This window comes from Dethiosulfatarculus sandiegensis, assembly GCF_000931935.2.
Taxonomy (GTDB): domain Bacteria; phylum Desulfobacterota; class Desulfarculia; order Desulfarculales; family Desulfarculaceae; genus Dethiosulfatarculus; species Dethiosulfatarculus sandiegensis.
Genome location: NZ_AZAC01000045.1, coordinates 71,630 through 95,789 on the forward strand (window position 1 = coordinate 71,630; position 24,160 = coordinate 95,789).

Annotated in this window: 22 protein-coding genes; 14 read left to right on the plus strand and 8 right to left on the minus strand. The window is 52.2% G+C overall.

Annotated features, from left to right (window positions below; translation table 11 throughout):
- Positions 1 to 73: 73 nt before the first annotated feature.
- The 3 genes from X474_RS20485 to X474_RS20495 are packed head-to-tail and all read left to right on the plus strand — an operon-like array spanning position 74 to position 2,561.
- Positions 74 to 1,441, plus strand: a complete 1,368-nt coding sequence (locus X474_RS20485) for an MmgE/PrpD family protein (RefSeq protein ID WP_044351638.1) — start codon at positions 74 to 76, stop codon at positions 1,439 to 1,441.
- The gene (locus X474_RS20490; RefSeq protein ID WP_044351639.1) at positions 1,434 to 1,835 is read left to right on the plus strand and encodes a nuclear transport factor 2 family protein; all 402 of its coding nucleotides are present in this window, start codon (positions 1,434 to 1,436) and stop codon (positions 1,833 to 1,835) included. The genes X474_RS20485 and X474_RS20490 overlap by 8 nt, the downstream gene beginning before the upstream one ends.
- A gap of 24 nt (positions 1,836 to 1,859) precedes the next feature.
- Positions 1,860 to 2,561, plus strand: a complete 702-nt coding sequence (locus X474_RS20495) for a cysteine hydrolase family protein (RefSeq protein ID WP_052515457.1) — start codon at positions 1,860 to 1,862, stop codon at positions 2,559 to 2,561.
- 186 nt (positions 2,562 to 2,747) lie between these two features.
- Here X474_RS20495 and X474_RS20500 read toward each other — a convergent pair whose 3' ends face one another.
- A complete protein-coding gene (locus tag X474_RS20500) occupies positions 2,748 to 3,380 on the minus strand; it encodes a TetR/AcrR family transcriptional regulator (RefSeq protein WP_044351640.1) in 633 nt (210 codons plus the stop codon).
- A gap of 150 nt (positions 3,381 to 3,530) precedes the next feature.
- On the opposite strand from X474_RS20500, the gene X474_RS20505 reads away from it, so the two are divergent.
- From X474_RS20505 to X474_RS27335, 7 genes are all read left to right on the plus strand, one after another.
- The gene (locus tag X474_RS20505) at positions 3,531 to 4,862 is read left to right on the plus strand and encodes an efflux RND transporter periplasmic adaptor subunit (protein WP_052515458.1); all 1,332 of its coding nucleotides are present in this window, start codon (positions 3,531 to 3,533) and stop codon (positions 4,860 to 4,862) included.
- A gap of 12 nt (positions 4,863 to 4,874) precedes the next feature.
- Positions 4,875 to 8,057, plus strand: coding sequence for an efflux RND transporter permease subunit (locus X474_RS20510; RefSeq protein WP_044351641.1), 3,183 nt, complete (start codon positions 4,875 to 4,877; stop codon positions 8,055 to 8,057).
- Positions 8,050 to 9,459: an efflux transporter outer membrane subunit gene (locus X474_RS20515; protein WP_044351642.1), complete on the plus strand. Its 1,410-nt coding sequence runs from the start codon at positions 8,050 to 8,052 to the stop codon at positions 9,457 to 9,459. Before X474_RS20510 ends, X474_RS20515 begins: the two co-directional genes overlap by 8 nt.
- Before the next feature lie 87 nt (positions 9,460 to 9,546).
- Positions 9,547 to 10,236 carry a TetR/AcrR family transcriptional regulator gene (locus tag X474_RS20520; RefSeq protein ID WP_044351644.1) on the plus strand — a complete coding sequence of 230 codons (690 nt, stop codon included), beginning with the start codon at positions 9,547 to 9,549 and terminating at the stop codon, positions 10,234 to 10,236.
- Between the two features lie 67 nt (positions 10,237 to 10,303).
- Positions 10,304 to 11,080 carry an enoyl-CoA hydratase/isomerase family protein gene (locus X474_RS20525; RefSeq protein WP_044351646.1) on the plus strand — a complete coding sequence of 259 codons (777 nt, stop codon included), beginning with the start codon at positions 10,304 to 10,306 and terminating at the stop codon, positions 11,078 to 11,080.
- A 41-nt stretch (positions 11,081 to 11,121) separates the two neighbouring features.
- A complete protein-coding gene (locus tag X474_RS26330; protein WP_156360864.1) occupies positions 11,122 to 11,394 on the plus strand; it encodes a hypothetical protein in 273 nt (90 codons plus the stop codon).
- 109 nt (positions 11,395 to 11,503) lie between these two features.
- Positions 11,504 to 11,743: an AraC family transcriptional regulator ligand-binding domain-containing protein gene (locus X474_RS27335; protein ID WP_044351648.1), complete on the plus strand. Its 240-nt coding sequence runs from the start codon at positions 11,504 to 11,506 to the stop codon at positions 11,741 to 11,743.
- 508 nt (positions 11,744 to 12,251) lie between these two features.
- On the opposite strand, the gene X474_RS20540 is transcribed toward X474_RS27335, so the two are convergent.
- The 3 genes from X474_RS20540 to X474_RS20550 form a co-directional block, all read right to left on the minus strand.
- Positions 12,252 to 12,944, minus strand: a complete 693-nt coding sequence (locus X474_RS20540; protein WP_044351651.1) for a tRNA (5-methylaminomethyl-2-thiouridine)(34)-methyltransferase MnmD — start codon at positions 12,942 to 12,944, stop codon at positions 12,252 to 12,254.
- Between the two features lie 101 nt (positions 12,945 to 13,045).
- Complete coding sequence (locus tag X474_RS20545; RefSeq protein WP_052515459.1) at positions 13,046 to 14,365, minus strand: alpha/beta hydrolase; 1,320 nt, start codon at positions 14,363 to 14,365, stop codon at positions 13,046 to 13,048.
- Positions 14,366 to 14,393: 28 nt separating this feature from the next.
- The gene (locus X474_RS20550; protein ID WP_044351653.1) at positions 14,394 to 15,248 is read right to left on the minus strand and encodes an amidohydrolase family protein; all 855 of its coding nucleotides are present in this window, start codon (positions 15,246 to 15,248) and stop codon (positions 14,394 to 14,396) included.
- Positions 15,249 to 15,667: 419 nt separating this feature from the next.
- On the opposite strand from X474_RS20550, the gene leuS reads away from it, so the two are divergent.
- The 3 genes from leuS to holA all read left to right on the plus strand — a co-directional run bounded on the left by leuS (position 15,668) and on the right by holA (position 19,960).
- The gene (gene leuS, locus X474_RS20555; protein ID WP_044351721.1) at positions 15,668 to 18,175 is read left to right on the plus strand and encodes a leucine--tRNA ligase; all 2,508 of its coding nucleotides are present in this window, start codon (positions 15,668 to 15,670) and stop codon (positions 18,173 to 18,175) included.
- Positions 18,176 to 18,342: 167 nt separating this feature from the next.
- Positions 18,343 to 18,858 (plus strand): LPS assembly lipoprotein LptE, encoded by a 516-nt coding sequence (gene lptE / locus X474_RS20560; protein ID WP_044351654.1) that lies wholly within the window; start codon positions 18,343 to 18,345, stop codon positions 18,856 to 18,858.
- A gap of 25 nt (positions 18,859 to 18,883) precedes the next feature.
- On the plus strand, positions 18,884 to 19,960 hold the full coding sequence (holA, locus tag X474_RS20565) for a DNA polymerase III subunit delta (RefSeq protein WP_044351656.1): 1,077 nt from the start codon (positions 18,884 to 18,886) through the stop codon (positions 19,958 to 19,960).
- On the opposite strand, the gene rpsT is transcribed toward holA, so the two are convergent.
- A complete protein-coding gene (gene rpsT, locus X474_RS20570) occupies positions 19,950 to 20,216 on the minus strand; it encodes a 30S ribosomal protein S20 (protein ID WP_044351658.1) in 267 nt (88 codons plus the stop codon). The two genes, holA and rpsT, sit on opposite strands and share 11 nt — an antisense overlap.
- A gap of 119 nt (positions 20,217 to 20,335) precedes the next feature.
- On the opposite strand from rpsT, the gene murJ reads away from it, so the two are divergent.
- Positions 20,336 to 21,916: a murein biosynthesis integral membrane protein MurJ gene (gene murJ / locus X474_RS20575; protein WP_044351660.1), complete on the plus strand. Its 1,581-nt coding sequence runs from the start codon at positions 20,336 to 20,338 to the stop codon at positions 21,914 to 21,916.
- 78 nt (positions 21,917 to 21,994) lie between these two features.
- Here the strand turns inward: murJ and X474_RS20580 are convergent, their stop codons facing one another.
- The 3 genes from X474_RS20580 to X474_RS20590 form a co-directional block, all read right to left on the minus strand.
- Positions 21,995 to 22,300 (minus strand): hypothetical protein, encoded by a 306-nt coding sequence (locus tag X474_RS20580; RefSeq protein WP_044351662.1) that lies wholly within the window; start codon positions 22,298 to 22,300, stop codon positions 21,995 to 21,997.
- A gap of 14 nt (positions 22,301 to 22,314) precedes the next feature.
- Positions 22,315 to 23,034, minus strand: a complete 720-nt coding sequence (locus X474_RS20585) for a PilZ domain-containing protein (protein WP_044351664.1) — start codon at positions 23,032 to 23,034, stop codon at positions 22,315 to 22,317.
- A 188-nt stretch (positions 23,035 to 23,222) separates the two neighbouring features.
- Positions 23,223 to 23,987: a lytic transglycosylase domain-containing protein gene (locus X474_RS20590; protein WP_052515460.1), complete on the minus strand. Its 765-nt coding sequence runs from the start codon at positions 23,985 to 23,987 to the stop codon at positions 23,223 to 23,225.
- Between the last annotated feature and the right edge of the window lie 173 nt (positions 23,988 to 24,160).

Genomic DNA, 24,160 nt, shown 5'->3' on the forward strand with positions numbered 1-24,160 from the left:
TTCTTTATTTTTTTAAGTTTTAAAAACAAGTCTGCACTTGGCGGTCCATTTATCCGGCGCTGGAGAATCCGAGATGTTGGAAAAACAGATTGCCCATGCGGCAATTGATCTCTGGAATCAGGATCTTCCACCAAAGGTATTGCATCTGCTCAAGCGCAACCTGATTGATTCTTTTGCCGGAATATGCGCCTCCCTTTTGGACTTTCCGATGATTCGAAAGATGAAGCGTTATCAGGCCCTGGCTCCAGACCCCAACGGGGTCACGGTTTGGGGGGTGGGAGAGCGGGCCCAATTGCTGCAAGCTGTATTTTTAAATACCATTTTAGGGCGTCGCAGCGACCTGGTGAATACTTATCTTTCCCCTGACCGCATGGGCGGAAATCACCCTTCGGACAATGTTTCTTTTGTCCTCACCCTGGCGGAGTCCAAAAATCTCTCCGGAAAGGAAGTTTTCCGCGCCTTGCATACGGTCTATGTGCTTTCCTGTGCTTTTTCCGACTATTACAACCCTGAAGCAGGAGGCTATGACCACGACGCCACAGCCTCTTTTTACACCGCCTTGCTTGCGGGCCTTTTACAAGGCCTGGATGAATCCGGCCTGGTCCAGTGCCAGAGGATAGCAGGGGCCATGGGCCTTAATCCGGATCAGACCGGCCTGGGCCGGGTTACCGATTGGAAGCATTGCACTTATGCCTCTTGCGCCATGCGGGGAGTTGAGGCCGCTTTACTGGCAAAGGCCGGGTTTCAGGGACCGGTGGATATCTACCGGGGCCGGGCAGGTTGGAACCGCTTTTTGCCTCATGCTCCTGATTTTATGAGTAAACCGCCTGATCTGGGCAGGATTGTCTTTAAATCCTGGCAAGCTTTGGTTTTTTGTCAGACCGTCATTGATGCGGCGGTTTTGCTCTCGCCCGAGTTTTCAAAACGCGACTGGCGGAAGATAAAAAGCATCAGGATCGAGACCTATGAAAAGGCTTTGCTGGAAGCCGGGGGAGATAGTGCTTTCAAACCCGCAACCCGGGCAGGCAGAACCCATTCCTTGCCCTATTGCCTATTGGCAGGGCTTATCCGGGGAGGGGTTGATTATGATTCCTTTTCAGGTTCCTTTGCCAAAGACCAAAGAATGACGGCCTTGATGGATAAGGTGATCCTCACCGCTGATGCAAAGATGACAGCCGCCTATCCCACTAAAGCGCCCTGCAAGATTACCTTGGACTATGAAGACGGTCCTCCCTTAAGTGTTTTTCGCAAACAACCCAAAGGCGACCCGGCCGACCCCTTGAGCGATGAAGAGATAAGCGCCAAGGCGGGCGCTTATCTCTCAAAGCTGATACCGGCGGATAACTGCCACCGGTTTATTGAAAGAATGTGGAGCCTGGAAAAAGAAAAAAAATTAATACGTTTTTTGATTCCTTTGCACAAGGGAGTGTCCCATGTCTAAGAGAGCCATACGCACGGCACAGGACTTTAGGGATTTTTTCCGGGCCTTCAGCAGGCAGGACTGGGAGGCCACGGTTTCATATCTTCACGATGATTGTGTTTGGGATGCCTCGGAAAGACGCATGCAGGGCATTGGGGCCATAATGGATTACTGGCAAAAAGATCATTCCTCTATAAGGGAAACCCTGGGCAGTCCGGAGAATATAGTCTTTGGCAAGGGCATGGCCTATCTGCAGGTTTTAATAAAACTGAAATTTATCGCAGACGGAACTTATATGGGGAAGCCCTATGCCAAGGGTAGAGTGGTGGAGGTGCCTTGCGTTGATGTCTACACCTTTGCTCAGGACAACACCATTAAGGAATGCCGGGTTTACACCAAGTTCAGACAGGGCTGAAAGCAAAATTAGGGGAGTTGGAAAATGACCTGCCGGGAAAGTGAGCTTAAACAGCTGGCAGCCAAAGCCGAAGATTACCTAAAAGGCATAGGCCGTAAGGAAAATCTGTTTTCAGTCAATGAAAGAGATGCGGTTTTTGTGGCCGTGGATATGCAGAATTTTGTTTGCCAAAAAGACTCCGGCCGGTGCCTGCCCGGCATCGCAAGGGTGATGCTTTCGGTAAATGAAATGGCCGATTTCTGCCATGCCAGGGGCATCCCGGTGATATGGCTCAGGCAATGTTTCAGTAGAAGAGGCGGTTGGGATGATGAAGGCCTTTACGGTTTTTTTCACAACCAGCCAATTGAGCCGGGCATGTTCAATCAAGGAGAGGCGGCCAAGATCCACCCTGAGATGCATCTTGATCCCGAATTGGATTTTGTGGCGGAAAAAAACCGCTATAGCGCCTTTGCTCCGGGTTCGTCCCGTTTGGAGACTCTGCTTTCCGGCCTGAACCGAAAACAGCTTATCTTCGGCGGAGCCGCCACCAATGTATGTGTGGAATCCACTGCGCGCGACGCCATGCAAAGGGGATATCAGGTGATTGTATTGTCGGATGCCACCACGGCCTTTGACAATGTTCTGCATGAGGTTTCGCTTTTAAATATCAGGCTGTTTTTTGGCGATGTGCGGTCTGTTAAGGATATTACCCGTGAAATAGGGGGATTTGAGAGCTTTTTCGCCTGAAACACCGGGTGCCGGAAACAATCCCCGCTGATCGTCAAACCGAACCGGTTTTTGGATCAGCCGGGATTTTAGCCACTTAATCAGAAATGGGCACAGGGCTTAAGTCGGCAGGTGAATTTAAAGAAAAAGTAAAAAGGTTTTACTTGGCTCCAAATTAGCTGTCCGGCTAAAAGGGCGTCAGCACTGTCAATCCTTTTTCCCTCCAATGGCCCTTATGCCAGCCAGGGAGAATTCTATAATATGGTCAATCATCTGCTGGATCATGTCATCGTCAAAAGGGCGTTTTAAAAAGCGTTCCAGGTCGGTCTCCTGGACGGTTGACAAGACCCGGCACTGGTTGATGATGCTCAACTCGCAGAGCACCAGCTTTATTTCGTCAACTTCAGTGTCCATCAGCCCGCGGACAATGCCGTGCAGTTTTTCTCTGCTCGGATCGACGATTTCATCCCAGATGTCATCGATCAAGCCTGTGGGGTTTAAAAGTTCCATCAAATACAGACGGCTGAACTTTTTAACATCATCCCTGGCGGTATAGTTTTCAATCAAGAACCGTATGTAGCGTCTGAGTTTTTCCTCGGCCGTGCCACTTTCCAGAACACTGAGAACCGATTCTTTGAAGTCGTAGTAAATATGTCTCCAGGTTTCTACATAAAGGCTGGCCTTGTCGCCGAAGTAATAGTTCACCGATGCCATGTTGGCCCCGGCCTGTTTGCAAATATCAGCCACCGTTGCATCCCGGAATCCCTTTTGGGAGAATTCATCACAAGCCGCGTTAAGCACCCTCAGCTTGGTTTCTTTGCCGTCTTGACGTTTCGCCACTAAAAACTCCAATGATTTCAAACTAAAACAATAGTATGAAACAAATAATTTAAATAAATGTTTGACATAGTTTCATGGGGGTCGTAAATTCCATTTATCTTAAATGGAGTTTTAAAATAATCGTTTGATCTTGTCAACCGGAGATCACCCATGCAAGTCCTAAGACAATTTTTCCCCAGACGCCTGCCGTCCACAATAATGCTTTGCGTTTTTCTGTTACTTGCCGGTAGTTTAATTACCGGCTGCGACAAAAACTCACAAGCAACAGCTACTCGCAGGCTGCCGCAGGTATCCTATGTGACGGTAAGTCCCAGCAAAGTTGCACTTACCACCAATTTGCCGGGCAGGACCGAGTCCCACCGAATTGCCGAGATCAGGCCCCAGGTAAGCGGCTTGATTAAAAAGCGGCTTTTCACCGAAGGCTCTGAAGTTAAAGCCGGCCAGGTGCTTTATCAGATAGATTCAGCGCCGTTTCAGGCTGCCTTGGATAATGCCAAAGCCAATCACGTGGCGGCGCTTAAAGGCACTGACGGGGCTAAATCCGCCCTTAAGGCCTGCCTGGCCGACGTGGCCCGGCTCAAGGTGAACCTGGAGCTGGCCCAGAAAAGCCGGAAGCGCTACGAAGATTCTTACAAAGACCGTATTGTCTCTGCCATACAGCTTGACGAGGCGGTGACCAAAGCCAAGGCGGCAGAGGCCTCCCTGCGCGCGGCTGAGGCACGGGTGCAGAACGGCAAGGACGCCGTTGCCGCGGCCGAAGCCGCTATTGGCCAGGCTGAGGCGGCCCTTGAGACCGCACGGATCAATTTGGGTTACTGCAAGGTGACCGCGCCGATTTCCGGTCGCATCGGCAGGTCAAAAGTGACCGAGGGCGCTGTGGTAACGGCCTATCAGGCCCTGCCCCTGGCCACCATTCAGCAGATTGATCCCATATATGTGGATGTCCCCCAGTCTACCACCGAACTGTTGCGTCTTAAGAGGTGCGGACTCAACCAAAGTGGCGTCAACCAGAGAAAGGTGAGCCTCACCCTTGAGGACGGCACCCCCTATCCGCAGACCGGAACTCTGCAATTCAGCGACATAACGGTTGATCCCAGCACTGGCTCGGTGTTGTTGCGTATTGTTTTTCCCAATCCCAAGGGCCTTCTTTTGCCCGGGATGTTTGTCACCGCAACCGTCATGGAAGGCATTGATGAACATGCCTTTTTGGTTCCCCAACAAGGGGTTATGCGGGGCCAGCGGGGAGAACCCTATGCTCTTACGGTTGACGAAAAGGGCAAGGTCAAGATGTCCATGCTCAAGCTGAACCGGGCCATTAAAAATAAATGGCTGGTGGATTCAGGCCTGAAAACCGGAGACCGTTTAATCGTAGAGGGGCTTAAGATGCTTCGCCCCGGCGCTATGGTAAAGGCGACTCCTTGGAAAAAGGCAGACGACAAAAAGACCGACCCAGCCAAACCCGCTGCGGGCCACGCCGGATAAGGGAGGCCCATAATGCTGTCCAAGTTTTTTCTGAAGCGACCTGTGTTTGCCTGGGTGATCGCCATTGTTTTAATGGCGGCGGGCGGCCTGGAGATTTATAACCTGCCCATCTCCCAGTATCCGGCTATCGCACCGCCGTCGATTGCCATTGAGTCGTTTTATCCCGGGGCATCGGCAGAGACCGTGGAAAACACGGTGACCCAGATCATTGAGCAGAAAATGACCGGCCTGGCGGAGATGCTTTATCTTTCGGGAAGCAGTTCTTCTTCCGGCGCATCCAGGATTGAACTGACCTTTGCACCGGGGACCGACCCGGATATGGCCTGGTCCAAGGTGCAGAATAAATTGCAACTGGCCATGGCCAGCCTGCCCGACGTGGTTCAACGCCAGGGCGTCAAGGTCAGTAAATCCACCAAAAACTATCTTCTCATTGTGGGTTTGATCTCTGAAGACGGCAGGCTCGGAGGCGATGACCTGCGCGACTATGCCGCATCCAGGCTGGAGAAGATTCTTTCCAGGGTTCCCGGAGTTGGTGAGGTCGAGTGCTTTGGCTCCCAGTACGCCATGCGGGTCTGGGTTAACCCGGACAAATTAACCAAATACCAGCTCACCATGGAAGACGTCATCGGGGCGCTCAGGGCCTATAACGTGGAGATTTCGGCCGGTCAGTTCGGCGGGGCGCCCGCGGTAAAGGGCCAGCGTTTAAACGCTTCCATCGTTGTGCAGCACCTTTTGCAGACACCCGAGGAATTCGCCGATATCCCCATCCGCACTAATCAGGACGGCTCGGTGGTTCGCGTCAAGGATGTCGGCAGAACCGAACTGGGCACCGAGCGTTATGACGTTGAAGGCACCTATAACGGCCTGCCTTCCGCAGCCCTGGCCATCCGTCAGGCCGCAGGGGCCAACGCCCTGGATACGGCCAATGCTGTTAAACAGAAGATGGAGGAGATGAGCCACTTCTTCCCGGCAGGCGTGAAGGTTATTTATCCCTATGACACCACGCCCTTTACTAAGGTGGCTATAGACGAGGTGGTCAAGACCCTGTTCGAAGCGGTCCTTTTGGTCTTTATCATCATGTACCTGTTCATGGGCAGCTTCCGGGCCACCCTGATTCCCACCATTGCCGTGCCGGTGGTGCTTTTGGGCACCTTCGCCATTCTGGGGCTTTTTGGTTTTTCCATCAACATGCTCACCATGTTCGCCATGGTGTTGGCTATCGGGCTTCTGGTGGATGACGCCATTGTTGTGGTCGAGAACGTGGAAAGGATCATGGCCGAAGAGGGGCTTTCCCCCATGAAGGCCACGGCCAAATCCATGGACCAGATCACCAGCGCGTTGATCGGCATCGGCCTGGTGCTGGCGGCCGTGTTTACACCCATGGCCTTTTTCCCCGGTTCAACCGGAGTTATATACCGCCAGTTTTCACTCACCATTGCGGCTTCCATGCTTCTTTCAGTCCTAGTGGCCCTGGTGCTTACGCCTGTGCTTTGCGCCTCGCTCTTAAAACAGGTTGAAGCGGGACATGAACCGGCTGACAACGCCATACCCTTTTTGAGGCCGTTTTTCAGGTGGTTTGATCATTCCTTCACCAAAATGAGGGATATATACGTCCGCCTGGTCGGCAGGGTCCTGGCCAGAAAAATACGCTATGTGTTTATTTTCGGCCTGATTGTGGCTCTCATGGGGGTTTTGTTCTACAGAATGCCCACCGCCTATCTCCCCAACGAGGACCAGGGAGTCATGATGGTCCAAATCATGCTGCCTGCCAACTCCTCCCTGGAACAGACCAAAGAGGTGATGGCAAAGATTCGCCATTATTGGCTGAACCAGGAAAAGGAAGCAGTTGAATCCTTTATGACCGTCTGCGGCACCAGCTTTGGCGGCCAGGGCCAGAATATGGGGTTGGGCTTTGTAAAACTACGGGATTGGAAATTGCGCCAGCGGCCGGACCTGAAGGTCTGGGCCGTGGCCCAGCGGGCCTCGATAGCTTTTTCCCAGATCAAGGAAGCCATGGTCTATGCCTTCCCTCCGCCCGCGGTGGTGGAGTTGGGTAACGCCTCGGGCTTTGACTTCCAATTGCAGGACAGAGGTGGAGTGGGACATGCCAAGCTGATGCAGGCCAGAAATATGGTTCTCGGCATGGCGGCCCAGGATCCCAGGCTCACCAAGGTCCGGCCCAACGGCATGGAAGATGTGTCGGAATTTATAGTTGACGTAGACTGGAACCGGGCGGGAGCCCTAGGGGTTCCCATAACCTCTATCCACAGCACCATTGCCTCGGCCTTTGGCTCCTCCTATGTCAACGATTTTATTCAAGGCGGCCGAGTGAAAAGAGTCTATGCTCAGCTTGACGCGCCCTATCGCATGTTGCCCAAGGATTTGAAAAAACTGTATGTGCGCAATACTCAGGGTAATATGGTTCCTTTCTCTTCCTTTGCCTCGGGAAGCTGGACCTCCGCTTCGCCCAAGCTTGAGCGTTATAACGCATTCCCCTCTGTAAATATATTGGGTGAGCCTGCTCCTGGAAGAAGCTCTGGTGATGCCATGCGGGCCATGGAAGAGATCGCCGCCAAGCTGCCCAAGGGCCTTGGTTTTGACTGGTCCGGGCTCTCTTATCAGGAGCGTATGGCCGGGTCCCAGGCGCCTCTGCTTTACGCATTTTCTTTGTTCGTAATTTTTCTTTGCCTGGCAGCGCTTTATGAGAGCTGGCCCATCCCGATTTCGATCTTGCTTACCCTGCCTCTGGGCGTAATCGGCGGCGTTATCGCCTCCTCATTGCGGGGCCTGCCCAATGATATTTATTTCCAGATCGCCCTGCTTACTACAGTGGGACTGACCACTAAAAACGCCATTCTGATTGTCCAGTTTGCCAAGGACAAGGTGGATGCGGGGCATGGATTGATCGAATCCACCCTGGAGGCGGCAAAACTGCGCCTAAGGCCTATTGTGATGACTTCATTAGCCTTTGGTTTTGGTGTGCTTCCCTTGGCCATGGCCAGCGGCGCAGGCGCGGGTGCGCAAAAAGCCATTGGTACAGGCGTGCTCGGCGGCATGATCACCTCCACCGTGCTGGTGACAATCTTTGCACCGCTTTTCTATGTAGTTATCTATAAGCTGTTGGGAACCCACAGGAAAAGGGTGACGGCCAAAGCCGTGAACAGTGATGCCCCAGGAGAGCAGTCACATGCCTAAAAAAGTTATAATTTTATTATTGGGGGTTTTCGTGTTTGCAAGCGGCTGCTCCCTGGCCCCGGAATACACCAGGCCTGATTCACCGGTGCCCGGGCAGTGGCCCAAGGGAGAGGCTTATAAAAGCGAAAAAGCCAACGCAGCCATTCCCGCGGCCCATGCCCTGAAGTGGCAGGATTTTATCACCGATCAAAAGATGCATAAGGTCATTGAAATGGCCTTGGCAAACAACCGTGACTTAAGGCTGGCCGCTCTTAATGTGGAGAAGGCCCGGGCCATGTACGGCATTCAGCAGACCGAGCGGTTGCCGAGCTTGAGTGTGACCGGTTCAGGTGCAGAGCAGCGCAAGGCCTTTGATCTGACGGAGCCGGGCAAGCCCCGCAATGTGAAGAAGTACAGCGTTGATTTTGGCGTTATGGCCTGGGAGATAGACTTTTTCGGCCGGTTGACCAGCCTAGCGGATCAAGCCCTGGAAGAATATTTGGCCACGGAAGAAGCCAGGCGCAGCGCCCACGCGCTTTTGATTGCGGGGATTTCCAAAGCCTATTTTTCCCTGGCTGCGGACCGGGACAATTTGAAGCTGGCCCAGTCAACCCTCAGGGCCCAGCAGGCCTCATATGATCTGATCAAAAAGAGCCATAAAAACGGTTTTGCCACCAAGATAGATCTCAGCCGGGCCAAGACCCAGGTTGAATCAGCCAGAAGGGATGTCCCCCGCTACACCCAGCTTGTGGCCCAGGACTTAAATGCGCTTAATCTGTTGGCCGGAACCACTGTGCCGGAAGACCTTTTGCCCAGCGGCCTGGACAGTATCAGCACGCCCAAGGCGCTGTCGCCCCGGCTTCCATCGGAGGTATTGCTGAACCGCCCCGACATTATCGCGGCGGAACACCACCTGAAAGGGGCCAATGCCTACATAGGCGCTGCCAGGGCTGCCTTTTTCCCTCGCATCTCCCTGACTTCAACCGTGGGTACGGCAAGCGGAGAACTGTCGGACCTGTTTGCCTCGCGCAACGGAAACTGGAGTTTTGTTCCTACAATCTCCATGCCGATCTTTGATGCCCGAACCTGGGCGGCGCTGCGAGTCAGTAAGGCTCAGCAGAAAATCGTCCTGACCCAGTATGAAAAGGCGATTCAGACCGCATTTAAGGAGGTGGCAGACGCCTTGGCTGTCAGAGGCACCATAAATCAGCAGGTTTCGGCCCAACAGTCTTTGGTGGCGGCGGCCAGTGAGACTTATCGGCTATCAAACAAACGCTACACCATTGGTATTGATAATTACCTTAGTGTACTGGATGCGCACAGAGCCCTTTACCAACAACAGCAAATATTGATAACCCTTAAGCTGAGCGAACTCGGCAACAGGATTAATCTGTACGCTGCGTTGGGGGGAGGGGCTGTTTAATAAGCTTAGCCAAGCTGCCCGCAAATGGCCGTCATCGCCTTTTGCGGGCAGCCGGTCAGACTTGGATAAATGCCAAAGGGGAGAAACATGGCAGTTATGCAAGAACAAGCCAGGGACAACACCAAAACCCGCATAATGAATACTGCGGAAGAACTTTTTGCGGTGCATGGCTTTCAGCGCACCACCATAAAGCATCTGGCTGATGAGGCGAACGTCAACCTGGCGGCGGTGAACTACCATTTTGGCTCAAAGATGGGTTTGATAAAGGCACTTCTCGAAAGCCGATTGGGGCCGACAATTGCCCGGCAGGTTCAACAGCTTAGTGAAGTACAAAAACAGGCTCAAAGTGAAGGCCGCCCGCCCGAAATCAGGGAAGCTGTCGAAGCTTTTATAGAACCTGTTTTCGAGAAAAGCAGGTCCCTGCCGGATAGAAACCGTTTTATGGCCCTGGAAGGACGGGCCATGTGGGAAGCAAACGCCAAAATCAGAAATATTTTTACCGGCCTGTTCGTTCAATCCTTTACTATATTTTACAATACAATGAGTCTTGCCCTGCCGGAGATGCCCAAAGAGGATCTTTTGTGGAGGCTTCATTATGGAGTGGGGGCCTTGTCTCATTGCATGCGAATGTGCAGTATAAGGCTTTCAGCCCAGGGAAGCCCTACATACAAGGCGGAGATCACTCAAGTTGTAGATTCGCTGGTGGACTTTATAGCCACCGGTGTAGCCGGTGACAACCTGCGTAAAAAGGATCTGGAAAAAACTATGACAAGTTGAGCCTGAGGATTTAACAAGGCTCTTGCCTGTTGAATAATTCGCAAGGCCTTAAAAGGAGAGAGAACAAATGGGCATTACATCTTTAGATGTAAAGAAGTCTCTTTTTTGGGGGGAGAAAAAGGATAATGTGCTGGTTCTTTCTTTTAAAGATAACCAGTTTTCCCATTTGATTGATTTGAGCTTCAAAAAAATCCTTATGGAATATTTGGATTTCATTTCTCGTAGTGATGAGATAAAGGTTATCCTTATCAAGGCTTCACCGGTTAAGATGGAGCGTAAGGAGTTTTTTGAATTTCATAAAAATCTGATGAGTTCCGCTTCAGGCAATATCAGCCTTGAAAGAATTTATAACGGAATCAATCAGATAATCCTTAAACTTATCAACCTTAATAAAATTATAGTCTATGTTGACAGCGGAAAGATCAGTTTGCTGCGCATGAACATAGGCCTTGCCTGTGATTACCGTATCATCTCAGACGACACTATATATCAAAATTTCAATATTGATCTTGACCTGTTGCCCAAAGGCGGCGGGGCCTTTTTCCTTTCCAGAATGCTCGGCAGGCCTGCTGCCCGCAAAATTCTGCTCACCAGGGAAGATATCTCGGCTGAAAACGCCCTTAAGCTCGGCATGGTGGACGAAGTGGTTCCCCTGGCCGAAATGGACCAGAGGGCCATGGCAGCCGCCGAACGCTTGGCCGGTTTTCCGGTCAATTATTTTCTGGGGGTGAAGAAGCTTTTGAACTACGATGCCAGGGACCTGGATAAGTACCTGGAATTTGAAAACGAACTGATTCGCCGCCAAATTGACTGTATAAACATGTCCTCTGCTGAGTGTACTTAGTCGACCGTCTGCCCGGCCAGGGGGGAGCCGGGCAACTTTAATTGAATAATATGAGCAGCATCGCAGTTGCCAAAATAATTCCGATATCCGTAGCCATTGAAAGACACGGCTTTAAATTCAGCCGTATCTTGAATGATATCGGTATGGCGCCCGATATCATGGATTCACCGGGCAACCAGATCAGCGATCTTCAATTGGCTGATATCATAGGCAATGCGGTTTTTTTTAACCAAAGACCAATTCTTTGGATTGCATGCAGGCGAGGTATTCATCGGCCTGTCCAACATATTGGGTCATCTTTTGCTGAACCGTGAGGCTTTGGGAGAAGCCGTTCAAAAGTATTGTGAATACCAAAAGGTCTATGCTCAAAGTTAGCAGATTACGTTAAATATTGAGGAAGGTTTTTTTAAGCTTCAGATTGAAATGACCAACCCGCAATATGACCTGAACCGTTATTTGCTAGATCTGAGAATGGCCGGAATTTTAAAGTATTGTAAAGTGCTCACCGGGCAGCCCGTATTTCTGAAAGAAGCCTGCTTTAAATATTATAAACCTCATGACATCTCTGAATATGAACGAGTCTTTAATTACCCCTTAAGGTTTAACCATCTCCGTAATCAGTTGGTCTTTAACCAAAAGGAAACGGGCACCCCTGTTTTGTAGTCAAATAAGAATTTGAAGACTGTTTTTGAAGAATACACCAGGAATTTAATCAAACAAAACGGAACTCCCGTATCAACCAGTCAAGAGGTAAAAAATCTGCTCGCCCAAAAAATTAAAGGCAATCTTTTTGATATAGCCTCTATATCTGATTGCCTGGGCAAGGTGGGCCTCTCTCGGCATTTGTCTGGTGCACTACCTGCCGTTACTGGCCAATCAGATTTACTTGGAGACCCATACAAATACAGCCTCCCCCGATCTAATCACAATTATCGCGGCCTCCCTTTCCCTGGTAGCCTTTTTCCTTTCCCAAGGCATGGGGGATGATAAGGGAAAATCAATATATTCCGCACCGGCAATATCAAATTTTCTGACGGTTCGTCTGTAGTGCACGAATGTTGCGAAGGCATTGCCGCAGGGCCTTTTTCAGGCGGGAAGATAAATCAGGTGGAATGTTCCTTGGAATGGGGAGCAGTTGCCAGTGTGGCGTTTCCTGATCGCCGGAGTGGGTTTATATTTTCTTCGCCACTGTACTTGGCCCTCTTCTCCCCACCTTGGGACCGTCGGATACGGTGAATCCCGCTTGTTTGAGGTTGTCCCGCACATGCCTTGCGCAGCTGTAGGTTGCAAGCACGGCCTTTTTTTTCATAAGCAGCCTGATATCAGAGAAAAACTCAGCTGTCCACAGCTCCGGGTTTTTCCTGGGCGCAAAGGCGTCGTGCAATACAGCTTCAAAGCGGGCTTCATGGGAGGGGAAGAGTTTTTTCGCTATCTGTTCGGCGCCACCCATGATGATTTCCAGGCAAAGGTTGTCCTTTTGCAGCTGTTTCACAGGTCCGTAGGCCAGGTTTTTGTTTTCCAGGGAGGCCAGGCTTTGGACCAAGTGGTAATGCCTGAGCAAATGCGGGGCGATCTCTTGGGTTTTGGCCAGGATGTCCTGGTGCTTTTCCAGGCTGATTATATTGATCCGGCAAGCTGGGTTGGCCTGCATGGCGGCATCCAGGGCCGCGCAAAAATTGTAGCCAAGCCCAAAGCCAATATCCAATAAATCCAGCCTGCCTCGGGCGGCCAGTTCGGCTATGCCACAGGGCTCAATATATTTTCTAAACGACTCCTCAACAGCCCCTGTGGTGGCGTGATACAGATCTCCATATTCTTCATTATAAAAGGTCTCGGATCCGTCTTTGGTGGTTCGCTTTTTCATAAAATGCCCAGAGCTGTTATTGAGGATTTAACACAACTCCAAACTTATCTTGAGGCCTGTCCCCCGTCCACAGAAGGATAGGGGTAACTCTATGTTGTTTTTCAGTGTTTCATAACCCAGGCGGCGATATCCTCTATCACTTGCACGTCTATATTTCCGGGGTTCTGATACTCCTTACCGGTGCTTTTGCCGTCCACTTTCATGAAAAGGTGATTTAGCTTTGGATAGAACCTGAACTCCAGGTTCGGCATTTGGGAAAGTTCTTTTTGCCACAGGCCAAAATCCCTGTCTTTGTTAACCTGGCAATCATTGCCGCCCTGCATTATCAGAACCGGCCTTATAATGGCCTTGGCCGCTTTAACGGGGTTGTAGGCCTTGAGGTCCAGCCAATAGGCAGGCGGAGCGCCGAGCAACATGCCTTGGGAGGTTTCCCGGTTGGTGAGGTTTTTTATCTTTGTCACCAGTTTTTTGATCAAGGCCAGGTGCTCTTTGTCCTTGGCCGTGAGGTCTGGCTTAAGTGATGCCTGAAAAAGGGTCTGTTCCAGGATGAGGTCTTCCAGGGGCCTGGCATTGGCTGCCATCAGGATAAACCCGGCAGCGGTTTTTTGAACCTCAGCGATTCTCGGCATGAGCATGCCGCCCAGGCTGTGGCCCAAAAGAAATATTTTGTCTTTTTTCACGCTTGACTTGCTTTGCAATAGAGAAACGGCAGCCACTGCATCTTCAATGGTTTCCTGCCGCACAGTCAGGTCGGCGGGATTCTCAGCTGATTGGGCTCCATAGACTCTGGTTCTTTTGTCATAGCCTAGTACGGCGATCCCCCTGGAGGCCAGGCCCCGGGCCAGGTCCTTGAAAGGTTTGTTCGGGCCTATGGTTTCATCCCTGTCCTGGGGGCCTGAGCCGTGCACCAGAACAACCGTCGGAAAAGGCCCGCCCTGTTTGGGAAGAGTCAGGGTTCCGGGCAAGACCCATTTGCCTTGGCCCACCTTAACCTCGATCTCCTTGAATGAGCCAGGGATTACATAATCAGGCTGACCTGCGGCGGTTTTCTTAACCGGCAGGAAAAATAACCCGGCTATGTTATTTTTCAGGTCGAAAACGATCTTTATATCAATTAGTTGCTTTTCAAAGACACATCTGGCCAACACAGCCTGATAAAGGCCCTGGATCTTTGTTCTGGTTTGAATGGTTTTTTTGAATTCACCCGTGGAAGCCAGGAGCCCGCTCCAGAGTTGTCCCAGCTTGTCGGGCGGCAGGGCTTGTTTCATTTTTTGGTCAAAAAGCTCTGCTGCTTTTGAAAAGTTTCCCTGATTAAGCAGGGATATAAAATTTCGGGCCTGTTGTTCACAGGCTGTTTCCGACCCCAGGGCCGGGGTTGCAATTAAAAGAGCCGCCAACATAATAAAAACAAACCACTTCAAGGTATATCTCTCCCTCAATTGAGCAGGCTCAGTTTAATACGGAAAGAAGAGTGTGGCTTTGGATGGCCTGTTTCTCCATTTTGCTCAAGGAGAGGCCGTCAAACCATCTGCGGTATTCCAAAGGCGAGCGCCAGGGAGCGTCTGTGCCGTAGATAACCCGGTCCGCTCCCTTTTTTCTTATGAGCGCAACCAAGGCCTCGGGCTCGATCAGGCCGTTTAAATAGGATATGTCAAGGTATATGTTGTCAAACTTCATTAAGGGGTCAAGCTGGTCCCAGCCATAAAGGCATCCGCCGTGGGCGGCTATTATCTTTACCCCGGGATGGGCCTTGGCCATCTCGGCTATCTGCACCGGGGTCACTCCATGAAATTTAAAGGCGTCCATAACCCATTTGATATGGGGCTTGGCCTTTACCAGTCCTTTTCTGCTCAAGGTGTCCGTGAGAACCGGCAGTGAAGCTTCACTGATCAAATCAAAGAGTTTATGGCAAAGGGGGTCTGTAAGGCTGAAATGCTGGATAAAGGGGTGTAATTTAATGCCCTTGAGCCCCAGTTCGATGGCTTCTTCAAAATCCTTTTGGGCTTCTCCCTTGGGATGAAGAGTGGCAAAGGGAATAATGCGCGGGTTTTTCCGCGCAGCCTGGGCAGACCAGTGGTTAAGCTCGCTGACCCTGTCTTTTTTACCGGTTACCGGCAACAGCACCATCTGGTCCACACCGGCTTCTTCCTGGGAGGCAATAAGGCTTTCAAGGTCACCCCGGCTCTTAAGCGACCACTTGTTGGGGTCATCCGAGGCCAGTTCACTATCGAGCATTTCCAGACGCTGACGCAGAATTTCCAGATCTTCAGAGAGATATGCGTGGGTGTGTCCGTCTATAATCATTTTAGGCCGCTTTATCCCAAATTATTGAAAGTTGCATTTTTGTTAGGGCTTAACTTTAACTCCAGGGCGCGATGTAAGACAAAACAAGAAATATCGCCCTGTTTTTCGCTGCATTTTGATTCAGGAACGGGTAAGGTTTTCCTGCGGTTCACCCGAAAGGGCTGGAAACCCCATTAAGCCGCCAATACATTTTAGAAATGCAGCCTGCCAAGGCTTTTTGGTAAACCATATTTGTTGATAAAACAAGCCGAGTCAAGTGTATTGGGATGATTAACCCTGCCGCCCGTATTTTGGCAGGGGCTATGAGGTTTACAACTCACCGGCCCTGTGATAGATACCTTTGATTGCAGGTTTGTTTTTGTTTTTTTAACCCAGACCCGCCGGGTATGCGTGGGCCGGAACCATAAGTGTTGCATAACATGACAGAAAACCAGAAAAACCATCCGGAGTTTTACAAACCCGAAGAGTTGGAGCCCAAGTGGCAAAAAACCTGGGAGAAAAACAACATCTTTCAGGTTACCGAAGACCCCTCGCGCCCCAAGTACTACCTGCTGGAGATGTTCCCTTATCCCAGCGGCCGTATTCACATGGGCCATGTGCGCAACTACTCCATAGGCGATGTGGTGGCCCGCATAAAGCGTATGCAGGGTATGAACGTCCTGCATCCCATGGGCTGGGACGCCTTTGGCATGCCTGCCGAAAACGCGGCTATTGCCAATAACACCCACCCGGCCAAGTGGACCTATGAAAACATAGACTACATGAGGGACCAGCTTAAAATGCTGGGCTTTTCCTATGACTGGGACAGGGAGCTTGCCACCTGCGACCCGGACTACTACCGCTGGGAACAGCTTGTTTTTCTCAAGATGTGGGAAAAGGGCCTGGTCTACCGCAAGCGCTCACTTGTGAACTGGTGTGAGAAATGCCAGACCGTGCTGGCCAATGAGCAGGTTGAAGACGGTCTGTGCTGGCGTTGCGCCAGCCCGGCCGAGAAACGCTCCTTGGACGGCTATTTCTTCCGCATTACGGATTACGCCGAAGAACTGCTGGAATGGATCGACAAGCTGCCCGGCTGGCCCGAGCGGGTTCTCACCATGCAGCGCAACTGGATCGGCAAGTCCCACGGTGCCAAGATCACTTTCAATATCAAGGATTCCGACGAGTCCATTACCGTATTCACCACCAGGGCCGACACTTTGTTCGGAGCCACCTTCATGAGTTTGGCGCCCGAGCATCCCATGGCCATGGATCTGGCCCAGGGAACCGGCCAGGAAAAGGCTGTCAAGGAATTCATCGACAAGGTCGGGCGCCAGTCCATGAGTGAACGCGCCGATGACAAGCATAAGGAAGGTGTCTTCACCGGCTCCTATTGCATCAACCCCATGACCGGCAAAGAGATGCCGATCTTTGTGGCCAACTTCGTGTTGATGGATTACGGCACCGGCGCCGTTATGGCGGTTCCCACCCACGACCAGCGCGACTTTGAGTTTGCCAAGGTATATGATCTTCCCCTGGTGGAGGTGATCGCAGGCCCTGACGGCGCGGTCGGCGTGGAGAATATGGCCGAGGCCTACACCGATTACGGCACTTTGGTGAACTCAGGCGAGTTCAACGGCATGACCACCAAAGAGGCCCAAAAGGCCATTGCCGAGGCTCTGGAGAAAAAGGGGCAGGGCAGCACCACCATCAACTACAGGCTCAGGGACTGGGGTATCAGCCGTCAGCGTTACTGGGGCGCGCCGATCCCCATGGTGCATTGCGAAAAATGCGGCGTGGTGCCTGAAAAGGCGGAGAACCTGCCGGTCAAGCTTCCCCTGGACGCCAAACTGCCGGAGACAGGCGGATCGCCTCTGCCGACCCTGGATTCCTGGGTGAACACCACCTGCCCCAAATGCGGTGGCCCGGCTAGGCGCGAGACAGATACCATGGACACCTTTATGGAGTCTTCCTGGTACTTTGCACGCTATTGCTGCCCTAAATACGATAAGGGCGTCCTGGACCCCGAGGCGATTAAGTACTGGATGCCGGTGGATCAGTACATCGGCGGTATCGAACACGCGGTCCTGCACCTTTTGTATTCCCGTTTTTTCGTCAAGGTGCTGAGGGATTTGGGCTATATTGAAGAGAACGAGCCCTTCAAGAACCTGCTCACCCAGGGCATGGTCATTAAAGACGGCTCCAAGATGTCCAAGTCCAAGGGCAATGTGGTGGACCCGGACAGCATGGTCAAGCGCTATGGCGCGGACACTGTGCGTCTGTTCAGCCTGTTCGCAGCTCCGCCGGAAAGGGATCTGGACTGGTCGGACAAGGGTGTGGACGGCGCTCACAGGTTTATCAATCGCCTGTGGAGGTTGGGCCTGGCCGTTTCCGAGGAAGCCAAGGGCGCCAAGTCCTTCTCCGGGAAAGTCAAGCTCAAAGGCCCCTTGGCAGATTTGCACGCCAAGACCCACGAGACCATTAAAAAGGTCACCGATGACGTGAATAACAGGTTCCAGTTTAATACCGCCATTGCAGCGGTCATGGAGCTGGTCAACCTGATAAGCCTGGTGCAGCAGAACCAGGATCTGGAAAAAGACCCCAACCGGGCAGCCGTGCTGCGTGAGGCCATGGAAGCGGCGGTTGTGCTGATCAGCCCCATGGCGCCCCATGTTGCCGATGAGCTTTGGCAGCGCCTCGGGCACGAGGGCTTTTTGATTGAAAAGCCCTGGCCCGAGTATGACGAAGCCGCCCTGGTCAAGGCTGAAAAGCTGGTGGTGGTCCAGGTGCGCGGCAAGGTGAGGGCCAAACTCACCCTGCCGAGCGATGCAGACGATGAAGCCTTGAAAAAGGCCGCCTTGGATGATGAAAAGGTGCAGGGCTTTATCGAGGGCCATGAGATCAAAAAGGTGATCGTGGTTCAAGGCAAGTTGGTAAATATTGTAATCTGATATCACGGCCAAGGCGGTTTCGGGCATATTGGCTTGACCGCCTTGGTTTATGCTATAAAGGCTTAGCAGGCGGCTCGCAAACACCTGTGCGGGTTAAGCTTGGCCGTTAAAAAGAGCCCCGGATTTTGGGGCCTGATCCTTGGACAGCCCATTTTAAGGAGGACCTCTTGAAAAAGTATCTGGTGCTCGCTATGATCTGCGTGGCTATGGCAGTCAGCGCCTGCGGATACAGCTTCCGCGGCAAGTTGAACAACCTGCCTCCGGATGTGCTCACCATACAGATCCCGGTTTTTGAAAACAGAAGCGGTGAGGAACGGGCCGAGACCGTGTTCACCGACCAGGTGATCTTTGAGTTCACCAGAAGCCAGATTCTCACCGTGGTGAGCAGGGGCAAGGCCGATTCTGTTCTCAAGGGCGTTATCGTGAAATCCGAGATCAAGGATATTGCGCTTTCCGCCACTGAGACAAGCCGCCAGAGGCGCATCACCATGACAGTGGACGCCAGCCTCACCCGCACCAGGGACGGCAGGGTTCTTTGGAGCGGCAGGAACATAGAAGAGCGCCGCACCTATAGCGTGGGCGCCACACCCCAGTCAACGGAGATCAACAAGAACGAGGCCATCAGGGAACTGGCCGAAGACCTGGCCCAGACCCTGCACGACCGCGTGTTTGAGAACTTCTAGGCTATTAACTCGGGGATAAGTCCAGATGAAAAACGGCGGGGCAAAGCCCGGCAAACCCAAAGGCGCTTTGTTCTGGCCTGAACTGGCCTCGGAAGAGGTGGGCCCGCTTTACGGTGTGTTCGGGGAAGAAGATTTCCTGGTAAACCGTGAGGCGGGCTTGTTTTTGGAGGCACCGGCCTTCAACACCAATCCTTCTTTGAATGTGGAACGTTTCCTGGCCGAGGAGACGCCCCCCTCCAAGGTGCTGGAGAGCGCCCAAACCTTGCCTTTTCTGGGTAAAAGGCGGCTGGTGATGGTGAGCGGACCGGAGCATTACAAGGCGGACAAGCTGAATCAGTTCCTGGATTACTTTAAGGATCCTTCACCTTTCACTTGCCTGGTCTTTACCGGCGGTAAACTGGACGCAAGAACCAAGTTTGCCAAAGCCTTAAAGAAAAACGGCAAGATCCGGATAATCAAAAAGCTTTATCCCAATCAGATACCAGCCTTTTTGCAGGAAAGGGCCAGGGTGCGTGGAAAACAGCTCGGCCCCAGGGCGGCGGAGCGCCTGGCAGAGCTGGGCGCACTTGGCTTGGGCGCTTTGGATTCAGAGATTGAAAAGCTAAGCCTCTATGTGGGCGCGGAGAAACGAATCTCCCTTGAGCATGTATTGGCTGTTTCAGGCAAGGGCAGGTTATACGGCATCTTTGATTTTACAGATGCCCTGGCCGCAGGAGAGCTTAGCCGCTCCCTTACAGCCTGGGACCAGCTCTATGCCCTGGGTGAGCCCGCCATTAAGGTCCTGGCCATGATCACAAGGCTTTTCAGGCAACTTTTAGAGGTAAGGCAGATTCTGGAGCAGGGCGGTGGCCAGTCCCAGGTGCAGCGCTCTTTACGAGTTCCGCCCAAGGCTTTAGCCACCCTTACGGCAAGGGCCAAGCGCGAGTCCATGTCCACTCTGGGTCATGCCCTGGAGCTGATCCTCAAGGCGGACCGGGCCTTCAAGTCCTCACCTGGTGCGGACCGGGTTATCATGGAGAGATTGTTGTTTGATCTGTGCGGGAGGCAAAAAGGCCACCCCGCCCGAAGCCGGGCGGGGGTCCAGGCAGGTCTTAGGCGCTGACAGCGTTGACCTGACGGGTAAGCCTGGAAACCTTGCGCGAGGCCTTGTTGGCATGCCAGACACCCTTACCGGCGGCCTTGTAGATTGCCGGCACGGCGGTTTTCAGGGCAGTCTGGGCCTGTTCGGCATCACCGGCTTCACAAGCAACGGCGACTTTTTTAATGAGATTGCGCACCTTGCTCCTGGTAGCGCGTTTACGATCCCTGCGGACCAGGCTCTGGCGGGCCCTTTTCAAAGCGGAAACATGATTTGCCAACTTGCGATCCTCCGAGTATTGGCTGATGATTCAAAAATTAAAAGCCTATGTCAATAATAGGCGGATAATCAATTCAGAACTTCTATAGGGCTAAAGCCCTTCTGTCAAGGGATTTATTAATGTCTTCGGCACATGAGAAACAGAAAATCACCCGCGCGGCTTCAGTAGTGGGTTTAGCCACTCTTGCCAGTCGTATTGGCGGCTTTATTCGCGATATGGTAATCGCCTATTATTTTGGCACCCAAGCCAGTGCGGACAGCTTTTTTGTGGCTTTCCGCATTCCCAACCTGTTGAGGAGGCTGTTTGCCGAAGGCACCCTCACTATTGCTTTTATACCTGTTTTTACGGAAGTTCTCCAAAGAAAAGGTAAAGAGGAAGCCTTTTTACTGGCCCGCTCCACCTATGGAGTCCTGGCTTTGGCTCTGCTTCTGGTATCTGTGTTAGGTGTGGTTTTTGCCGAACAGGTGGTTGGCATTGTAGCCATGGGATTTGAAAAGGAAAGCCAGGCTTTTTCCCTGAGCGTATATCTCACCAGAATTTGTTTTCCCTATATCTTTTTTATCAGTCTGGTGGCCCTGGCGGGCGGGGTTTTAAATTCAATGGGGCATTTTTTCGCTCCTGCCAGCGCCCCGGTTCTTCTGAATATATGCATAATCGGGTCAGCAGTGGCCTTGGCGCCTTTGGTGGATCCCCAGGTCTTAAGCCTGGCCCTGGGGGTTATATTGGGCGGCATCTGCCAACTGGCCTTGCAGATTCCCTATCTGCGCCAGAAGGGCGTTCCCCTGACCCCAAACCTTAACCTTAAAAATCCGGCCTTGAGAAGGGTTGGGCGTCTTATGGGCCCGGCCGCTTTTGGGGCTGCAGTCTACCAGATAACCGTTCTGATGAACACCATGCTGGCCTCTTACCTTCCTTCGGGCTCGGTCTCCTATTTATATTATGCAGACCGCCTTATCCAGTTCCCCCTGGGGATCTTTGCCATAGCGCTTTCCACCGCGGTTTTGCCGAGCCTTTCCCGCCAGGCGGCTCAGGATGATCAAAAAGGCATGATGGAAACCATGGGCTATGCCCTGCGCCTGACCCTTTTCATAAACCTGCCTGCCATGGTGGGGCTGATCGTGCTGGCCGAGCCTGTGGTGAGCCTTTTGTTTTCCAGAGGTGAATTCAGCCACAAAAGTGCTTGGGCCACGGCCCAGGCACTTATGGCCTATGGGCTGGGCCTGTGGGCCATTGCCGGCACCAGGAGCGTCGTGTCTGCCTTTTACGCGCTTAAAGACACCAAGACACCGGTCAAGGTGGCGGCTGTTTGCCTTTTGATCAACCTGGGCTTCAGCCTGGCCCTGATGAGGCCTTTGGCTCATGTGGGTCTGGCTTTGGCCACCAGCATTTCGGCCATGGCTAATCTGGGAGGTCTGGTTTATCTGCTAAGGCGCAAGGTGGGCCCCATGGGCGGGCGCAGGATAATGGATTCCCTGTGGCGCATGACCCTGGCCAGTGGTTTTATGGGGGTGATTATCTACATCATGGCCTACTGGATCGTCTGGGGCGCACAGGAATCTGTCACCCAGCAGGTGGTGAGGCCTTTGGCCGCGGTTTTCGCAGGCATCATTGTATACATGGTTTCCGCCCGCCTGTTGGGTTCAAGCGAGATAAAAAGCCTGCTGAACCTGTTTATGGGGCGCCTCGGGAAAAAAGCCTGAAACTGTTTGAGCCGGAATTTATAACGGCTTTGCTCACCGGCCAGGGATATCCCTGGCCGGGAATATCAGGCCCCATGTTTAATTGAGCTTTTCCGTGCTCACCCTGCCCAGGAGCCTGCCGTCCTGATCCACCTTGAAGACGTTGAAGCCGGATCTACCCGCTTCGTCCAGGAGCCTGGTCTGGTGAATCGCTTCAACCTGAAGCTTACCGCCTTGGTCTCTGGGCAGGCGGCCCATGAGAATAAGGGCCTCTTCCTTTGATTCCGTGGCTGGTATGAATTGCTCGCCCTGTTCGTCTTCCAATCCCACAAAAGAGTCTTCTGCATTTTCTTCACTCTGGGTGATGATCCAGAGGTAACCCTCTTTTTTGTTCTGACTTTCCATATACCTGCTCGCAGTTAGAGATTGATCGCAACACCATGCAGGATAACCAGGAGATCAGACCAGAGCCCCAATCCCATGGGTTTCAGCTCCAGGCAAATTTCCCAGCGGCCCTGATTTTGGAAGCGGTTTGTAATAATACCTGAAAGCTTGGCCTGCTTTTCATTGAATTGCAAGGTTAAGTCAAGGGGGGCTCCCTCTTCAGGCGGAACGGGCCCTTCTTCATAACTGAATCTGATTCCTCGAAAGGATAAATCTTCGATCCGGCATTGATCCACCCCTTTGGTTACAAGGCAGAGATCCCCGGTTTGAGGCGGGCGAAACCTTTGGGAGGAGCGAAGATTGGTGGGAGAAATATCCTTTTCCCTGGGGAAAAGCACCACCACAGCCGGGACAGCACCCGAGCGGCTTGCAAAGGTTTTAAAGGTGTCCAGAATAAGGGTGTAATAACCATATCTTATTACGCCGTTTTTGCCTTTATGCAAAAAAGTGACCTCAAGAGGCTGGCCCAGGAGAGGAGTGGGCAGGGGTGGCTCGGGCAGGCTTAAGACCAGATCGCCATCATGGACTCCCAGGATTTGGGCCTTGCGGATTTTATGGTCCGTGTGGGGTTCGAAAACCCTTCTGGGAACCAGTTCCAGACAATGACCCGGACTAAGGATTATCTCCAGATCCTTCTCTGTCCAACCGGGATAGCGCCACATGAGCTTTTCGCCATTGAGGGGCGTTTGGTCCAATTGCGTGCTCCCTGGTTAAGATGAAGGTCAAGGCCTCGAATTGGCGCTTTGACGCCTAAAATTGGGAAAACTTCCTTATTGTTTAGATTAATTATCCTGGAACACCAGGCAGGGGTCAAGACCGGTCCCAGTCTGGTCCGGTCTTGACTGGTTCCTGAAATAAGTCTGATCAGGGAACTGAACGGTTATCAGGCCTTGGCGCTGAACCCCATGGCGTAAAGCCTTTGCATACCGTTTACCTTTTTAAGGTAGTTTTTGGTTTCCAGGGGGAGTTTTCCCCCTGCCTCCACATTGGAAGGCCCCCAGTTGTAGGCTGAAAGCGCCTTGTTAAGATTTCCGTCAAAGCGTTTAAGCATCCAGGAAAGGTATCTGGCGCCTCCTTCTATGTTTTGGGCCGGGTCAAAGGGGTTTTCCACGCCCAGGTCTTTTGCGGTTTCAGGCATCAGCTGCATAAGCCCTTGCGCCCCTGCCGAGGAGACACAGGCAGGGTTGAAATCGCTCTCAGTGGCCACCACCGCCTTTACCAGGTTGGGGTCCAGGCCGTGTTTATTGGCCGCCTTTTTGATGAGAGCGTCAATTTCCTGTCTGCTGACGGGTTCCGGCGGGTCTGGTTTTTGACTGGCGTTGGTTTTGGTTTTTTGTGAGGCAAAGGGAGAATAAACCACATCCTCTAATGTGCGCGGTTTTTGGGCTACATGTTGCAAACTCGGCCTGGCCTGGGCGGGGATGATGTTTTGAGTTGGCGCGGGCGGCGTGGCCGAAGGCGAACCAATACTGGATGCACTGTTCAGCATAAGGATATTAGCCAGTTGCGCCAACAGTTTGCCCTGGTTGTTGCCTTTGAGCATACCGACTAGGCTGCTTAACTGAAAACCGCCCCGCCGGGCGTTTAACCCTGCGGTGGCGCCTGTTTTAGGTATTATTGTCTGTAAAGCCCCTTGTACCGGCCGCACGACTTCTCCTTGCTGGTAAGGGTGAATAACTCGTTTGTATTGTTTTTAAGCAAACAACGTGCCAGCTTTATGCAAACAATACGGCCGTATGGGCAAGGAGGGGAAAAGATAGAAGATAAAGGGGTATCTGGTCTTGCCAGTTGGGGCGCGAGCAGGCAAAATGTAATCTCCCG

Bases quoted from the DNA above. Each gene is read 5' to 3' on its own strand.
- X474_RS20485 (WP_044351638.1), top strand. From the start codon at position 74: ATGTTGGAAAAACAGATTGCCCATGCGGCAATTGATCTCTGGAATCAG.
- X474_RS20490 (WP_044351639.1), top strand. From the start codon at position 1,434: ATGTCTAAGAGAGCCATACGCACGGCACAGGACTTTAGGGATTTTTTC.
- X474_RS20495 (WP_052515457.1), top strand. From the start codon at position 1,860: ATGACCTGCCGGGAAAGTGAGCTTAAACAGCTGGCAGCCAAAGCCGAA.
- X474_RS20505 (WP_052515458.1), top strand. From the start codon at position 3,531: ATGCAAGTCCTAAGACAATTTTTCCCCAGACGCCTGCCGTCCACAATA.
- X474_RS20510 (WP_044351641.1), top strand. From the start codon at position 4,875: ATGCTGTCCAAGTTTTTTCTGAAGCGACCTGTGTTTGCCTGGGTGATC.
- X474_RS20515 (WP_044351642.1), top strand. From the start codon at position 8,050: ATGCCTAAAAAAGTTATAATTTTATTATTGGGGGTTTTCGTGTTTGCA.
- X474_RS20520 (WP_044351644.1), top strand. From the start codon at position 9,547: ATGGCAGTTATGCAAGAACAAGCCAGGGACAACACCAAAACCCGCATA.
- X474_RS20525 (WP_044351646.1), top strand. From the start codon at position 10,304: ATGGGCATTACATCTTTAGATGTAAAGAAGTCTCTTTTTTGGGGGGAG.
- X474_RS27335 (WP_044351648.1), top strand. From the start codon at position 11,504: ATGACCAACCCGCAATATGACCTGAACCGTTATTTGCTAGATCTGAGA.
- X474_RS20540 (WP_044351651.1), bottom strand. From the start codon at position 12,944: ATGAAAAAGCGAACCACCAAAGACGGATCCGAGACCTTTTATAATGAA.
- X474_RS20550 (WP_044351653.1), bottom strand. From the start codon at position 15,248: ATGATTATAGACGGACACACCCACGCATATCTCTCTGAAGATCTGGAA.
- leuS (WP_044351721.1), top strand. From the start codon at position 15,668: ATGACAGAAAACCAGAAAAACCATCCGGAGTTTTACAAACCCGAAGAG.
- holA (WP_044351656.1), top strand. From the start codon at position 18,884: ATGAAAAACGGCGGGGCAAAGCCCGGCAAACCCAAAGGCGCTTTGTTC.
- murJ (WP_044351660.1), top strand. From the start codon at position 20,336: ATGTCTTCGGCACATGAGAAACAGAAAATCACCCGCGCGGCTTCAGTA.
- X474_RS20580 (WP_044351662.1), bottom strand. From the start codon at position 22,300: ATGGAAAGTCAGAACAAAAAAGAGGGTTACCTCTGGATCATCACCCAG.